This window comes from Promicromonospora vindobonensis, from assembly GCF_042685865.1.
GTDB lineage: Bacteria > Actinomycetota > Actinomycetes > Actinomycetales > Cellulomonadaceae > Promicromonospora > Promicromonospora vindobonensis.
The window spans coordinates 2,824,990-2,839,364 of sequence record NZ_JBHUOG010000001.1 but is presented as its reverse complement, the minus strand read 5'-3'; the positions used below and the strand labels follow the sequence as shown (position 1 = coordinate 2,839,364).

The 14,375-nt window shown below is 69.8% G+C and carries 15 protein-coding genes; 12 read left to right on the top strand and 3 right to left on the bottom strand.

Annotation, left to right across the window (positions count from 1 at the left end; all coding sequences use genetic code 11):
* Nucleotides 1-177 precede the first annotated feature (177 nt).
* Genes ACFS27_RS12830 through ACFS27_RS12800 form a run of 7 tightly spaced genes read left to right on the top strand, consistent with a single transcriptional unit; the run spans nucleotide 178 to nucleotide 5,747 of the window.
* Complete coding sequence (locus tag ACFS27_RS12830) at nucleotides 178-1,125, top strand: bifunctional DNA primase/polymerase (RefSeq protein WP_253873286.1); 948 nt, start codon at nucleotides 178-180, stop codon at nucleotides 1,123-1,125.
* The gene (locus tag ACFS27_RS12825; protein ID WP_253873284.1) at nucleotides 1,122-1,508 is read left to right on the top strand and encodes a hypothetical protein; all 387 of its coding nucleotides are present in this window, start codon (nucleotides 1,122-1,124) and stop codon (nucleotides 1,506-1,508) included. The genes ACFS27_RS12830 and ACFS27_RS12825 overlap by 4 nt, the downstream gene beginning before the upstream one ends.
* A complete protein-coding gene (locus tag ACFS27_RS12820; protein ID WP_377183460.1) occupies nucleotides 1,508-2,449 on the top strand; it encodes a hypothetical protein in 942 nt (313 codons plus the stop codon). Before ACFS27_RS12825 ends, ACFS27_RS12820 begins: the two co-directional genes overlap by 1 nt.
* A complete protein-coding gene (locus tag ACFS27_RS12815; protein WP_253873280.1) occupies nucleotides 2,442-3,569 on the top strand; it encodes a ParB/RepB/Spo0J family partition protein in 1,128 nt (375 codons plus the stop codon). The genes ACFS27_RS12820 and ACFS27_RS12815 overlap by 8 nt, the downstream gene beginning before the upstream one ends.
* Nucleotides 3,566-4,243: a hypothetical protein gene (locus ACFS27_RS12810; protein ID WP_253873278.1), complete on the top strand. Its 678-nt coding sequence runs from the start codon at nucleotides 3,566-3,568 to the stop codon at nucleotides 4,241-4,243. The genes ACFS27_RS12815 and ACFS27_RS12810 overlap by 4 nt, the downstream gene beginning before the upstream one ends.
* 17 nt (nucleotides 4,244-4,260) lie before the next feature.
* Nucleotides 4,261-5,430, top strand: coding sequence for a M23 family metallopeptidase (locus ACFS27_RS12805; protein WP_253873276.1), 1,170 nt, complete (start codon nucleotides 4,261-4,263; stop codon nucleotides 5,428-5,430).
* 32 nt (nucleotides 5,431-5,462) lie between these two features.
* Nucleotides 5,463-5,747 carry a DUF6112 family protein gene (locus ACFS27_RS12800; protein ID WP_372496139.1) on the top strand — a complete coding sequence of 95 codons (285 nt, stop codon included), beginning with the start codon at nucleotides 5,463-5,465 and terminating at the stop codon, nucleotides 5,745-5,747.
* Nucleotides 5,748-5,827: 80 nt separating this feature from the next.
* On the opposite strand, the gene ACFS27_RS12795 is transcribed toward ACFS27_RS12800, so the two are convergent.
* Entirely contained in the window at nucleotides 5,828-6,193 is a 366-nt protein-coding gene (locus tag ACFS27_RS12795; protein WP_253873274.1) for a hypothetical protein, read from the bottom strand.
* A 139-nt stretch (nucleotides 6,194-6,332) separates the two neighbouring features.
* Between ACFS27_RS12795 and ACFS27_RS12790 the strand changes: the two genes are divergently transcribed.
* The 5 genes from ACFS27_RS12790 (at nucleotide 6,333) to ACFS27_RS12770 (ending at nucleotide 13,229) form a co-directional block, all read left to right on the top strand.
* Nucleotides 6,333-6,656 carry a DUF6112 family protein gene (locus ACFS27_RS12790; RefSeq protein WP_372496140.1) on the top strand — a complete coding sequence of 108 codons (324 nt, stop codon included), beginning with the start codon at nucleotides 6,333-6,335 and terminating at the stop codon, nucleotides 6,654-6,656.
* Between the two features lie 225 nt (nucleotides 6,657-6,881).
* On the top strand, nucleotides 6,882-7,541 hold the full coding sequence (locus ACFS27_RS12785; RefSeq protein ID WP_377183456.1) for a TnsA-like heteromeric transposase endonuclease subunit: 660 nt from the start codon (nucleotides 6,882-6,884) through the stop codon (nucleotides 7,539-7,541).
* Complete coding sequence (locus ACFS27_RS12780) at nucleotides 7,538-9,655, top strand: Mu transposase C-terminal domain-containing protein (protein ID WP_377183454.1); 2,118 nt, start codon at nucleotides 7,538-7,540, stop codon at nucleotides 9,653-9,655. The genes ACFS27_RS12785 and ACFS27_RS12780 overlap by 4 nt, the downstream gene beginning before the upstream one ends.
* Nucleotides 9,652-10,815 (top strand): ATP-binding protein, encoded by a 1,164-nt coding sequence (locus ACFS27_RS12775; RefSeq protein ID WP_377183452.1) that lies wholly within the window; start codon nucleotides 9,652-9,654, stop codon nucleotides 10,813-10,815. The genes ACFS27_RS12780 and ACFS27_RS12775 overlap by 4 nt, the downstream gene beginning before the upstream one ends.
* Nucleotides 10,815-13,229: a TniQ family protein gene (locus ACFS27_RS12770; protein WP_377183450.1), complete on the top strand. Its 2,415-nt coding sequence runs from the start codon at nucleotides 10,815-10,817 to the stop codon at nucleotides 13,227-13,229. Before ACFS27_RS12775 ends, ACFS27_RS12770 begins: the two co-directional genes overlap by 1 nt.
* A 58-nt stretch (nucleotides 13,230-13,287) precedes the next feature.
* Here the strand turns inward: ACFS27_RS12770 and ACFS27_RS12765 are convergent, their stop codons facing one another.
* Both ACFS27_RS12765 and ACFS27_RS12760 read right to left on the bottom strand, forming a co-directional pair.
* Nucleotides 13,288-13,545, bottom strand: a complete 258-nt coding sequence (locus tag ACFS27_RS12765) for a hypothetical protein (RefSeq protein WP_377183448.1) — start codon at nucleotides 13,543-13,545, stop codon at nucleotides 13,288-13,290.
* Between the two features lie 6 nt (nucleotides 13,546-13,551).
* Complete coding sequence (locus ACFS27_RS12760) at nucleotides 13,552-14,076, bottom strand: hypothetical protein (RefSeq protein ID WP_377183446.1); 525 nt, start codon at nucleotides 14,074-14,076, stop codon at nucleotides 13,552-13,554.
* Nucleotides 14,077-14,375 lie beyond the last annotated feature (299 nt).

The window sequence follows — 14,375 nt, the reverse complement described above, 5'->3', positions numbered from 1 at the left end:
CACAACAACTACACGGTCCCGTCGCCGCATTCGCTACCTCGCATCCCTGTTGGAAGCCGCCCTGGGCGCCAGCCGCGCAACTGCGTTTGTGACCTGCAGTTTCTATTCGCGCCATCACCCATATGCGATTAGCACTGGTCGCGATTTACGCGATTTTCGGGTGTCAGCGTGGCTGGCATGGACACGCCCCAGCCCACGGATCTCGACCAGCGCACCCATGCGGTGGTCGCGGCATTCCGTGCGCCGTCGACCGCGGACGCAGCGCATGCGCTGGCGCGGGCGGGCGTCCCGGTCTTCCCATGCGTTCCGCGGGCGAAGCATCCACGGACCAGGCGCGGGTTTCAGGACGCCACGACTGACCCCGGGACGGTGGCGTGGATGTGGCGGCAGTGGCCGGACGCGAACGTCGCGATCCCGACCGGTCGGGTCTCCGGGTTCGACGTCGTGGACGTCGACACCCACGAGACCGGCTCCGGAGAGGCAGCGTTCGACAAGGCAATCCAGCACGGGCTCACCGGCGGTTGGGCGTTCACCGTCCACACCCCGCACGACGGCCTGCATGCCTTCCACCCGAACCCGGGGATCGAGCAGCGCTCGTGGCAGCTTCCCAAGGTGCACGTCGACTTCCGGTCCGACGGCGGGTACATCGTCGTGCCGCCTTCCTACGTCGAGTACGACGACGGCACGTCGGGCACCTACCGGCTCGCCACGGTCGCCTCAGGTCCGCCGTCCCCGGTCGACGGGGGTGCGCTGCGCGACTTCCTGCAGCCGCCACGTCCTCGCCCTGTCGTCGCCCCGGTCACGGACGGCGACCCACGGGCTGCTGCTGAACGGTTGGCCCGCTACCTCCTGTCCGAGCCCGGCTACCGCCACGCGCGCCTGTTCTGGGCTGCGTGCCGCCTGGCCGAGGAGAACCACGACTACGACGTCGCGCTGAGCACGCTCGGCTCCGCGGCGGTCCAGCTCGGCCTGTCGCCCAGGGAGGCCGAACGCACGATCCGCAACGCGTACCGACATGCGCACCCGCATGCCGCACACCCAACCCCGAGTCCGGGTCGGGAATCCAGCACGTTCGCGCCGGGCGGCCGACGCCGCCCGAACCCTCCCCAGGCGGTGATCTCATGAACGCCCCGTACAACCAGGAGCACGCCCCGTACCAGCACCACGTCCAGCACGACACCAAGCCAGTCTCACCACAGCAGACCACGCCGCAGCAGACCGAGCCGAACCCGTTCGCGGTGCACGGCGACCCGTCCCAGCACACCGACCCTGCCGTCGGCGAGGAGGCCGAGGCGTCCCGGCGCGTGCACTGGACCCGGCTGGCAGACCTGTACGCCGACCCCCGGGTCGCCCGACTCGCGGTGCGCGGCGTGGACCTGCACGCGCACTTGCTGCGCACGGTGCGCAACGCTCCGTTCAAGGCAGCCAAGGCGGCGCGACGGCGCTTGGCCCCGAGCTCCGCGCCCGCCCGCCGTCTGGCCGCAGGTGTCGAGGGGGTTGAGCTCTGATGACCGTCATCGAGACCACGGATACCCCGGTCCGCGCCGTGAGCGCCTCCGCTCCCCGGCACCACGGCCCCTCGAGGCCGACGCCAATCCGGAGCATGAAGAACACAGGCGGTGACCGGCCAGGGTTTGCTGATCCGCAAGGGCTGCGGCGGCTACTGGTCGCCGTCTACCGCGGCGGCAAGGACGGGTGGCGGTCACACCCGGGCGTGCCTGCGCTACTGGCGTTCTGCCAGGACAAGTACGGCGCGTTGGCCCGCCGTAACGGGCAGAGCCCGCAGGACGCGGTAAGCGCTGCGTTCGAGGTGTTGGCGGTGCCGTCGATCCTGGACGCGGACGACCCGTGGGCTGTTGTCACTACGGCGGTGCAGCGCACCCTGCAGGCCCAGGATCGTGCCCACCGTCTGCTGTGCTCGACCGACCAGGCGCGCCGGCTGATGCACTCCGGCGATCACGACATCGCCAGGTTCTGTGACCTCGACCCCGACTCCAGCATTCCGGACGCCGTCGAGCGGGCCGCCTCGACGCCTCAGGACGACCTCCCTGGGCCTGCAACGGTGTCCGGGACCGCGGGGGCCGAGATGACGCCGCTGGATGTGCGGGTCGGGCTGATCACGGTCCGCACGGTGCTGACCGCCACGGGCTGGCCGCCGGAGGTCGCCCGGGTGGGCGTGGATTACGTGTGCGAGCGGCTGCGCATCGCGGGAAGCCAGGGCACGGCCTTCGAGTACCTGCGTCGCGAAGTCACTCCGCTGCAGTTGCTCGGGCTGGACCACCGCATCTGGGTTCGGTTGTGCCGCGTCCTGCTCGGCGAGCCCGGACAGCCGGGCCTGCTGGCACGCGCGGTCCTCGGTGAGCGTCCGGTGGATCTGCTGGACGACGCCGGCCTGGTGGCTGCTCTGAGCAAGCGGGATGCCCGCCCGGTGGGGGTGCGTCATGGGTGAGCAGATAGGCGCGCTGGAGGTAGCGCTGGACGCGATCACGGTCGGGGTCCGGCACCGCAAGGACGTCGGCGACCTAGAACCGTTGATGGCCTCGATCGCCAAGCGCGGGCTGCTGCAGCCCATCACGCTCACGCCTGAGCTGGTGCTGGTGTGTGGGTGGCGGCGGCTGGAGGCGATGCGTCGTCTCGGCTGGACGCACACGCGCCCGTGGTGGCGCCCCGGCCTGTCCGACGGCGCGACCACGGTTTTGGCTGAGCATGACGAGAACTTTCTCCAGCAGGCCTACACGAAGTCCGAGCAGGCCACGCTGTTCCGGGAGCTGAAGACCGTCCTGCAGCAAGAAGCCGCACGGCGACAGTCCGCGCACTGGTTCACCAGCAACAACGGCGACGGTCCCGAGAGCCAAGGCACCAAAACCAGGGGCCGGAGCGAAGGGCTGGACGAATCGGACGAATACGGTTCCGGCTCCGAGCCGGAACCGGAGGAACTGGGCACATCGGGCGACGCTCGCGAACAGGCCGCGCAGCTCGTCGCGGGCCGTAAGAGCTATCACGCGCTCGAGCGGATCGGGACGCTGATGGACCTGGCAGTGGACCCCGAGCAACCAAAGGACGTCCGAGCCCTGGCGGCCGACGCCGTCGCACGCATCGACGAGGGCCACCCGCTCAAGCCTGAATGGGCACGCGTCCAGGCAGCGCTCGCCGCACATGCCCCAGCCGCCGACGGCCTGCCCGGTGGTCGGTCGCAGGCGGCGTCGGACCGTTCACGGTCGGCACCGGCCCGGTCGTCGTCGGCCGCACCGAAGGTCTCTCGGGCTGGGTTGCGGGCCTGGGTCATGACGTGGCGCGGGGCCGCGGTCCTTCTGGACGAGCACGACCCGGCCGTCCTGGGTCCTGCCCTGCCGGAGACGGACTGGAACACGGTGCGCGACCTGTCACAGAACCTGGCCAGCTTCTTGCGCGAGGCACAGGCGGCACGCGAGGAGGCCGGGCTGCCGACCACACCACCCGACACGGACGGCCAACCCGAGCGCCGGACCACGTACCAGCCGGACGGGAAGGCCGAACCAGAGTCTGCCTCAGGGCTGGCTTCGGTCATCCCGATCGGAGTGCGCTCATGATCCGCGCCTGGATCCGTGCCCATCGGCTGGTGGCCGGGGCGATCCTCGCTCTGACGATGATCGGCATCGCGACAGGACTTCACCTGTCCACCAGCGAAGGTCTCGCTGGGGCCCATCCATCACCCATGGCGCCCAGTACCCCCGCCCCCGAACCTGTGCTCCCGAGCCGGGCTCCCGACACGCACGAAGACAAGTCCGCGCCGGACCCCACGCCGTCGGACTTCGCTCGGCACGTCGCGGACCTTCTGTTCACCTGGGACACCACGACCGACGACCGGGACGCGATCGTCGAGCAGATCCTTGCCGTCGCGGACCCGACCGGCGTCGAGACGCCAGGCCTGGTGACTGACCTGGAGGCTTACCTGCCCGACGAGGCGTGGTGGAACCAGCTGCGCCAGTACCGGGCGGCCCAGTGGTTCGACATCGAGACTGCCGCCGTGCCCGAGGAGTGGACGGACGCCGAAACCAGGGGCGAGACCGACGGTCTGCCGCCGGGCGCCACGGCGGTCACGGTCTCCGGCACGCTCCATCGCGCCGGAGACGTCGCCGGGGAGCTCCAGTCCGCCTCCGCCGACATGGCGCTGACGGTGTTCGTGGCCTGCACCGAGGACGGCTGTGCGGTTCTGCGCCTGGGCGCCCCCGGTGAGGTCCTGGACCGCGAGCGGCTGCTTTGAACCGGGAGGTGTGAACCATGCGCAAGCTCCTCCTGCTCCTGGCCGTGCTGGTGCTGCTGCCCGGTCCGGTGCTGGTGGCGGTCGGCGCCGTTGTGGTCACCTCGGCGACGTCGCGCGCTGTCTGCGGTCCAATCGTGGCCGGTGTTCCCGACGCGCTGACCGCCACCACCGCTGATGGTGTCAGCGTTCACCTGGACCGGGTCCAGCTCTCGCACGCGGCTACCATCATCGACGTCGGCGCTCGGATCGACGGCGTCGGGCGGGACGGGATCCTGGTGGCGTTGATGGCGGCGCTGACCGAGTCGCGGTTGCGGATGCTGGCCAACACCGGCGCCTACCCTTCCTCGGCGCGGTTCCCGCACGACGGTAACGCGAGCGATCACGACAGCCTGGGCCTGTTCCAGATGCGCCCGGCCGCCGGGTGGGGCAGCGTCGCCGAGCTCATGGACCCGCAGTACCAAGCCAAGGCCTTTTTCGGCGGCCCCGACGGGCCAAACAATCGGTCACCGCGTGGCCTGCTCGACGTGCCCGGTTGGCGGGACCTACCCAAAGGTACGGCAGCTCAGGCGGTCGAGGTCAGCGCCTTCCCTGACCGGTATGCGGCCTACGAGCCCGTCGCCCGCGCGATCCTCACGGCCATCACCAGACCCGGCGCTGACGCATCCGCTCCCACCAGGGACGAGCCGGCAGCAACAGCACCGACGTCGGAGCAGGTGGTGTTCCCGTTGCCCCACGGCGCCGGAAGACGGCTCAGCGGGTTCGGGTACCGGTTCCACCCAATCCACCAGACGACCCGTCTGCACGAGGGGACCGACTACGCGGCCCCGCCTGGCACACCGGTGCTCGCGGTAGCCGACGGCATCGTGTCGTTCGCCGGCCCCTACCCCGGCGCGGGCAACATGATCGTCATCGACCACCACGTCGATGGCCAGGACATCGCGACCGCGTACTTCCATCTGCTCGACAGCTCGTTCCTGGTCGCTGACGGCGACCAGGTCCGGGCCGGGCAACAGATCGCTGGTGTCGGTTCCACCGGCGACTCGACCGGACCACACCTGCACCTCGAGGTCCACCCCGGCGGGTTCACGAAGCCGGCTATCGACCCCGAGCCCTGGCTGGCCGGCCAGGCCGCCGAGCCGCTCTCCGAAGCCCGCCCGGCGGCTTGCCCGGTTGGAGGTCCGTCATGACCGCGGTAATGCGATCGAGCGCACTCACACCCATGAGCGGGCACCTGGTGATCCACATGGTTGCCCCGGACTTCTCCGCGGTGACCGGCACATCGTTCCCCGAAGTCCTCGGTGCACTGCTACCCGTGGTGCTGGTCACAGCTGTCGCGGTGCTGGTGGTCTCGGCCTTCGTCTGGGGGGTCGCGGCCAGCATGGGCAGCTGGCAGACCGTGGCCAAAGCCCGCGTCGGGGTATTGGTTGCGCTCGGCGGCGCAGCACTGGCCGGCGCAGGGATCGCCTGGCTGAACTGGCTCCTAATGACCGGGGCTCGCTTCTGACGAGGCGATTCCGAAGCCACCGCTGAAGGGCAGTCCAGCCCTGTCCACCAGCCGCCGCCCGCCTGTGCGAAGTGCGGCGGTCAGCCCTGCGCCGCGGATGCCGCGGCGAGGTCGGTGCGCATCCGCGCACGCAGAGCGGCTACGGCCTGGTCGTAGTCCGCAGCGAGCTCGTCGACCTTGGCGCCGTCGGCACCACGGCCGGCGACACGGCGCAGTTCGTCGGAGCTAGCCAGGACCACGGACAGCAGTTCATCGGCCAGGTCGGGCGCAGCCAAGTCGATCGGGACCGCAGCGGCGTGTAGGGCCTCCAGCGCGGCGTCACAGGCTTTCTGCGCGGCGTCGTCGGCGACCCGGATGGCGGGGGTGGTCATGGAGAGCCGGAAGGCGCGGGCGGCGATCAGCACCGGCACGTACAGGCCGAGGCTCTGCTGCCAGGTGAGCGTCATGGCACCGATCCTCCCGCACTCCCGCACTCAGCGACACACGACCGCGGACAGGACCGCTACCCGCTGGGCGTCGGTCTGACGGTGTTTCTCTCGCCCCTGCTCTCAGACAGCCGTGTCACTGCTGCTGAGGGAGTCAACCATGTTGCACCGTGCCATCACGGGTGTGGCCACCGGACTGGTCGGTGGCATCTCGATCGACCCGAACACGAACGGCTTGCCTGGTATCGACCAGCTCAAGAACATCGTCGGCGCGCTGATGACCGTGGGGTTGATCTGCGCGGTGCTGGGCGTGATCATCTCGGCGATCGTGTGGGCGCTGGGCGCCAACTCGTCGAACCCCCAGATGTCCGGAAGAGGCAAAACCGGTGTGCTGGTCGCGCTCGGGGCGGCGATCATCTGCGGCGCGTCGGTGACCGCCGTCAACTTCTTCTGGGATGTCGGCCAGGCCGTCGCGGGCGGGTGAGCCCTGTAGGGATCCATCGAAGATGTCACCTGGAGCGATGTACTTGTCCCCAAGTTGTCACTCGTGCGGTGAACATGTCACTTTCGGCGGGTCGCGTCGGGGAGATTTGCCCCGTTTGGGTACGTTGACGGTTCCTGCCGCTCTGGTGGGCCTACGACGGAAGGTCTGGCCATGGGCGCTGGCAGCTCGGTCAGTTTCAGAGACGACTCGGGCCGGGAGTCGACGATGGATCTCGAAGCGGTCCAGCCCGGAATCTTGGCTGCGGCGTCGCCGTGGCGAGTGTTTCGGTGGCGGCACGGGCAGGCGCACTACTCGGGGTGGTACTGGTCGGCAACGACCGGGACGCATGTCGTCTACGAGAGCCGCCTGGAGCTGGCGCGCCTGCTGCTGGCCGATTTCGATCCTCGGGTAGCGGCGATCGCTGCCCAGCCGTTCTGCGTGACCGCCGAGGTGGACGGTCTGAAGCGTCGGCACGTGCCGGACTTCCTGCTCCTGGACGTCGACGGCGTCGTGACGGTGGTCAACGTCAAGCCGGCCGATCAGCTGGCCCGGCCGAAGGTGGCCACGGCGCTGGCGTGGGCCGGGGAGGTGTTCGCGGGGCGGGGCTGGCGGCACGAGGTGTGGTCGGGGGCGCCTGCGGCGGTGCTGATGAACGTCCGGTTCCTGGCGGCGTACCGGTATCCGGACCGTGTGGACGCGGCGACGGTGTCGTGGCTCGAGCGGCGGGTGACCACCAGCGCGCTCCTGGGCGACCTCGAGAATGGGGACAGTAGCGCGGCAGGTGATGTGCGTGCCGCGGCCCTGCACCTGGTCTGGCGGGGCGTCTTCCGCGTCGATCTGGAGGCGCCGCTGTCGGCGGCCACGACCCTGGAGCGTGCCGCATGAGTGCGCAGGGGCCGACCGTCATGATCACCGTCGGCACCCGGCTGAGCCGGGCCGGTGAGCGTTTCACGGTGCTGGGTATCGAGGACCAGCGGCTCCGCCTTCGAGGTCGGGACGGCCGGGTGCTGCTGGTGCATACCGCGGCGTTGCTCGCCGAGCCGTCCACCACGATCGAGGGCGCGGACACCACGTCGGTGCAGGCGCTGGGGCCGGTGCTGGAGAACCTGACCGTCGCGCAGCGGGCGCAGCTGGACGAGCGCCTGGCCCACGTCCGTGAGCTGCTCACCGGTTACACCTCGGGGTCGGCGTCGTCGGCGGCCGAGGGTGAGCCGCGGGCACCGTTCGACCCGGCGCTGCCGCTGACAGACCGGTATGCCGCGAAGTCGGCCGAGTCGGGCGTATCGGTGCGCACTCTGAAGCGGTGGGTCGCGGCGTTCCGTGAGATCGGCCCTGCGGGACTGCTCGACGGACGCGGCTTGCGGGTGAGCGATCCGCTGGGTGGGGTGGACGAGCGGTGGTTGGCGATGTGCCGGACGGTGCTGGCCGAGCACACCGACGCCGCCCGCCCGACCCGGAACCTGCTGCTCCAACGGGTGTCCGCGCGCCTGGCAGCCGAGCACGGGCAGGGCGTGGTGCCCGAGCCGGGGCCGGGCAAAGCCCGTGCGGTGCTGGGCGAGATCACCCGGGGCACGAACGCGTTCACCGGCAGCACGAAGGGGAAACGGTCGATCGCCGGGCGCCCGCAGGGCGTCTACGGCAGGTTGCGTCCGACGAGGCCGGGTGAGTACCTGCTGCTGGACACCACGCCGTTGGACGTGTTCGCGATGGAGCCGGTGACGCTGCGCTGGGTGCGGGTCGAGCTGACGATCGCGATGGATCTGTACTCCCGGTCGATCACCGGGCTGCGGTTGTCGCCGATGTCGACGAAGGCAGTGGACGCGGCCCTGGTGCTGTTCGAGTCGCTGCGCCCGGATTCCCGCGCACGCACTGGCGGCGGGCTGCTGCCGTATGCCGGTCTGCCCGACATGGTCGTCGTCCCCACCACAGCCGATGACGCAGACGACGTCGACACCGGCGCCGTCGGGTTGGCGGGCGTGGCCGCGGAGACCGTGGTGATCGACCACGGCAGGGTCTACCTGTCGAACCATCTGCTGGGGGTGTGCGCCCGGCTGGGGATCTCGGTGCAGCCGGCGCGGCCACTGACCCCGACGGACAAGGCCGCGGTCGAGCGGTTCTTCCGGACGGTGCGCGAGCAGCTGCTGGAGGCGCTGCCCGGCTACACCGGCCCGGACGTGCACTCCCGCGGCGCCGATCCAGAGGGCTGCACCTACTTCTTCATCGACGAGCTGGAGTCGATCCTGCGCGAATGGGTCGCCGGGATCTATCACCAGCGCCCGCACGGCGGGCTGGCCGACCCGCTGGTCCCGGGCCTGGAGCTGTCTCCGGCGGAGATGTTCGCCGGTGGTGTGTCGCGAACGGGCCGGTTGCGGGTCCCGGCCCGCGCTGACCTGGTGTTCGACTTCCTGCCGGTGGCCTGGCGCACAATCCAGCACTACGGGATCGAGGTGGGCGGCCTGCGCTACAACGGGCCGGCGCTGACGCCCTACCGCAACCGCACCAGCAGCTTCACGGGCCCACACACCGGGAAGTGGCCGGTGCGCTACGACACCGACGACGTCTCACAGATCTACTTCCAGGACCCGGCGGACCACACCTGGCACGCCCTGGTCTGGGAGCACCACACCGCGGTCGCCGCACCGTTCTCGGCCGAAGCGCTGGCCTACTCCCGCCGGCTCGCGCTGTCCTCTGGCCGGCACGCGGACGCCCGGGTGGCGCTGGCCGAACTGCTGGAGCGGTGGGACGCCGGGCTGGTCAGGCATCCGGCCGAGCGGCGCATGGCGATCCGCGCGAGCCAGCAGCGCCAGGCCCGCCTAGCCGCGGCCGGACCCGATCCAGAGGTCGCCGACCTGTCTACGCTCCACGCGATCACCGACCCTGGACCCGAGGACGCCGCCGTGACGCCGGCAGGTGGTGTCGGGGGTGACGACGATACCGACGACGAGCTGGACGTCGGTGACGAGGAGTTCTACGCCAACGCGTTCGAGATCCTCACGTGAGCCGCGCGGACGCCACCGAACCTGACCTTGAGGAGCGGGACTGGGACCTGTCGACCAAGGACGGCTGGCTCACCATGGTGAATGCTGCACCACGAGCCAGGCCACCAGTTCGTCTTGTCGAGGAGATGGGCGCGATGACCGCGCTCGAGCAGCGACGGTACGACCACAACCGCGCCGTCTGGCACGCGAATCTCGGCCCGATACGCACCCCGGCGCTGGACGCGGTGTTCGATGGGCTGGACGAGATCGTGGGCTCCAACCTGCAGGACGGCGACAAGGTCAAGCCGGCTGCGGTGCTGGACGCGCTGCCCGGTCTGGGCAAGACGACCGCGGCGGTCGCGTTCGCCAGGGGGTTCCACCGCGACCAGATCGACCTGCACGGGGCCCGCACCCGCGTCACGGACGGTTCGTGGCAGCGGATCCCGGTCGCCTACCTGCCGTTGACGTCGAACACGACGATGCGGTCCCTGAACTCGATGCTGTGCCGGTTCTACGGGCTGCCCAGCGCGCACCGCGGCACCGCCGCGCACCTGGCGCACCGAGCCGCTGAGGCCGTCGCGGCCTGCAAGACCGGACTGATCGTCGTGGACGACGTGCACTTCCTGGACATGAACCGCCGCGACGGACGCGAGGTCGCCAACCACTTCAAATGGCTGGCGAACACCTTCCCCGTCACGTTCGTGTTCGTCGGCGTCGGACTACGCGCCCGCGGCCTGCTGGAGGAGGGACTGACCGGCGCGGACGCCGCGTTCTCCCAGACCGCACGCCGTTGGACGGTGCTGGGCCTGGACACGTTCGAGATCAGCACCGAACAAGGACGGCGCACCTGGCGGCAGCTGCTGCTGGCGATCGAGCACAACCTCGTCCTGGTCCATGCCCGCCGCGGCATGCTCAGCGAGGACCTGTCGGACTACCTGTTCGCGCGAAGCAGCGGGCACTTCGCGTCGCTCATGTCGCTGATCAGCCGCGGCTGCTACCGCGCGATCAAGACCGGCACCGAGACGCTGACGGTCGACCTGCTGAACGCCGTGCGCATCGACCAGGCCGCGGAGACCGCCCGAAAACACCTCGCCGCCGCGATCGACGCCGGGCTACTGACCGCCCGGCCCTCGCCGCCGCAGACCGCGACCCCGCAACCCGCACGACAACCCGTCCTGTGATGAGGGCCGGGCCCCTGCCGTTCACTCTGGACCCACTGCCCGGGGAGACGTTCGAGACGTGGCTGCACACTTACGCCGCCCGCCTGGGCGTCCCCACCCTCCGGCTGATCCAGGACCTGAATCTGCCGGACCCGCACGGAGAGCTACATCGCGGACGCTGGCGGCGCCCCGACCCGACCGACCACACCATCGCCGCGCTCGGCGCAGCGACTGGGCTGACGGACGAGGCCGTACGCGGCATGTTCGACGCCGAAGGCCACGTGCCGCAGCACACCGCCTTCACCGCGTGGGCGCCCCGCCTCGCGAGCCGGTTCTGCCCACCGTGCCTGGCAGACGGGCACTGGTCACCGAACTGGCGGCTGCGGCTGCAGTTCTTCTGCCACAACCACGACGTCTTACTGGCCGACCGGTGTCCTAGCTGCGGACAGCCCCCACCGGCCCCACCGATCCGGCCAGACCTGTGGCCCGGCAGCGTGTCCCCGCTCAAGGGGCTGTCGGTGACCGGCACCAGCTGCGGGTGCGGGCACGACCTGGCAGCGACCGATCCACCCTGCTCCAGCGACCCGGACACCGCGGCAAGGGCGCAACGATTCATCGACGATCTCCTGACCGGGATCCGCGGCACTGACCGGAAGCCAGCCGCGCGGCAAGACGCATTGGACGCACTGAGCGATCTCAGCCTGATCGCCGCCCACATCGCCGCCGACCTGGCAGGCAAGACCGGTAAGCAGCAGGTCGTGGTGACCGCGCCGATGCTGCGCGCCGACACCCTCATTCCCGCGGTCACCATTCTGGACCACCACGACGCGACGACCGACCCGCTCATCGACCTCGTCGCGGCCCTCGCTCCGAGCCGCCTGACCCACAAAGCGGTCCCGCACACCTGGGCCACCGGCAGCCCGGCGTTGCGCACCCGTATCGCCTACGGCCGCTCCGAATCCATGACAGCGATCGACCAGCTCCGCCACGCCATCACCCTGCCCGCCCCCATGCTGCTGCCGCACCGAACCGCCGACCGGGTCGACCCTGCCATCGGGCGAGCGGCACGCCTGCCGGACCACATGTGGCTGAACTGGGCGATCAGGCTCGGGCAGGCCACCGCACGACGGGCCGCGACCTTTAGTTCGGCGGCGCTGGTCGCGCTGCTGCTCCCGCACAGCGACCTGCGCCTGAAGCCTCAGATCGTCACGCTGGTCAACCCCGCAATCGGCGCGGCCACGGTGGCCCACCACATGGCCCGCCTGCTCGACCTGCCCACCGGTACCACCGCGCTGCGGATCCTGACCGAGCTCGCGTTCGCCATCGACGACCACGACATCCCGATCGACTACGCCCGACGACGGCGACTGGTCGCAGGCAACGAGCTGATCGACGACGACGCTTGGAACAGCATCGCCTCCTCTCGGATCATCAGCCCCCGGATCGGCCGTGGGCAGCTCACCGCCAACGCCCGCCGCTACCTTTACGAGCTGCTCACCGGCGGGAACCTCTACATCGCGCCGCCCCCGCACCGGGTCATCCCTGACGACGCCCGGCGCGACCAGTACCGGACCTTCGTCGCGTTCATGACCATCGACATCCGCGATGCACTGCACGCCCACGCCCGCCGGGTCCTGGACGGCGCCGGGATCACCGGTGAACCCCTCACCTGGGAACCACCGACGACCTGGGTCACCACAACCGACTGGCCCGGCACCGACCCCGACCAGACCGATCCCGCCGCGATCCACGACGCCATCCTCGAAGCCCGCCTGCCCCTGCAGCGTGTGACCGCCGACCTCGGCCTCTCGCTCGAGCACCTGCGCGCCGTCCTGCGTCAGCATCCGCTGCCTCGGCCCGCGAGCCCGATACCCGTCCAGCGCAGCATCCGCCCGGCCGACTCGAACACCACCAGCATGACCACCACCAGTCCGGCCGCGAAGACGTTCCATGTCGACCCCGACTGGTTTCGCGAGCAGTACGTGACCTGGTGGCGCAGCCTGCCCGACATCGCTGAGGAGATCGGCTGCAGCTCATTCACGCTCCGGGCCTTCGCGCACGCCCACGACATCCCGATCCGCACGAAGACCGACGCGAACAGTAACATCGACCGAGACGCAACCAGCGGACGCCACCCGTCACAGTTCCCGCAGCCGCTACGCGATGCACTGCGCGGGACGAGCACCCGGCTACGCCTCGAACGCTTCGTCACCCTCGCCTATCAGCCCAGCATCAACCAGGCCGCCCAGGCTCTCGGCTGCAACCCAGGAAACCTGCACGACCAGCTGACCACCCTCGAACACGCCGTCGGGTCACTGCTCATGCGCCGGCATGCCGGTGCCCGTCCCGTCGGACCGCTCACGCCTCTCGGACAGGACCTGAGACGCCAAGCCCAGGAACACCTCGGGATCTCACCGATCCTCCCGACTACATGAGAAGAACTACTCCATGTGGTTCACGAGCTCGGTCTCGGACGTCTCGTCGAGTGCCAGATCATCCCTCGCTCGTGTCTTCCAGGTCCTGTTCCATGACGACAAGCAGCGACCTCGCAGTGATCGCTCCGAGGTCGCTGGCCGCGTCGTCCAGTGCCTGCCTTGGCGAGACCCCGGTGCTCTGTGCGATGTGCTCGACATGCGCGTTCAACACGGTGTCGACAAGGTCGGAAGAAATGGTCGCACCAACCCACTCGAGCTCCATCTCCACCAGAGCTGCGAACTCGGCGAACAGTGCGGTCTGTCGAGTGAGGGCCATAGGCGGCTACTGGTCGACGTGGTTATCGATGTGGTCGTCGAGGTAGCTCCCCAGGTCGAACGCGAAGGTCTGGAAACCGTGGTCCTCTCGCACGATCAAGAGCGCTGGGGCGTCGGCCAGCTCTTGTTCAGTGATCTTGGTCGTCCCACCTGCCCGGGCGGTCAGGATGGCCAAGAGTTTCTCGGCCCGGTCGAGATCGTCCTGGAACTCCTGCCGGGTGGTGCCACGGGCCGTGTCATCCAGTTCGGGCTCGGCGTCGAACGCACCGAGCAGGAGGTGCTCGGCCTGCAGGAGGTCCCGCTGCCGCAGCGCCGCGAGCTCCAGCATGTGGTCGATCTGCTCGCGGCGCTGATCCGGTTCGTGAGCGAGCAACCATGCCGCGCCTTGGACTGCCGTCGTGTCTGCGTCGGGCCCGAGGCGGTTGCGCGCCTTGTCGAGTCCTGACCGCAGCTGGTCGTCGGACAATCGCTTGCTCACGGAAGCGGGTAGGGCGTCGCGCAGATCGGACACCTCGCCGTCGGTCTCATCCATCGCAACATTTTGGCATGGGACATGCCGGTCGGATGCCTGCGTGAGCCGGGACGGCGGCAGCCCTGCGGTTAAGCCAACGACGCGCTCTGAAACGCGGGAACCGACTCCCCGGGCCCTGGCGCGGATGGCCGCTCACACCTCTCGGACGGGACCTGTACCGCCAAGCCCAGGAGCACCTCGGGATCTCACCGATCCTCCCGACCTGTGAGAAGAACCGGTCTTGATCGAGGGAACGGACAACTTTCGATGCACTCACTGCTGCAGCAGGCACACCAGAGCTGGGCCGCAAGCGCGCTGCC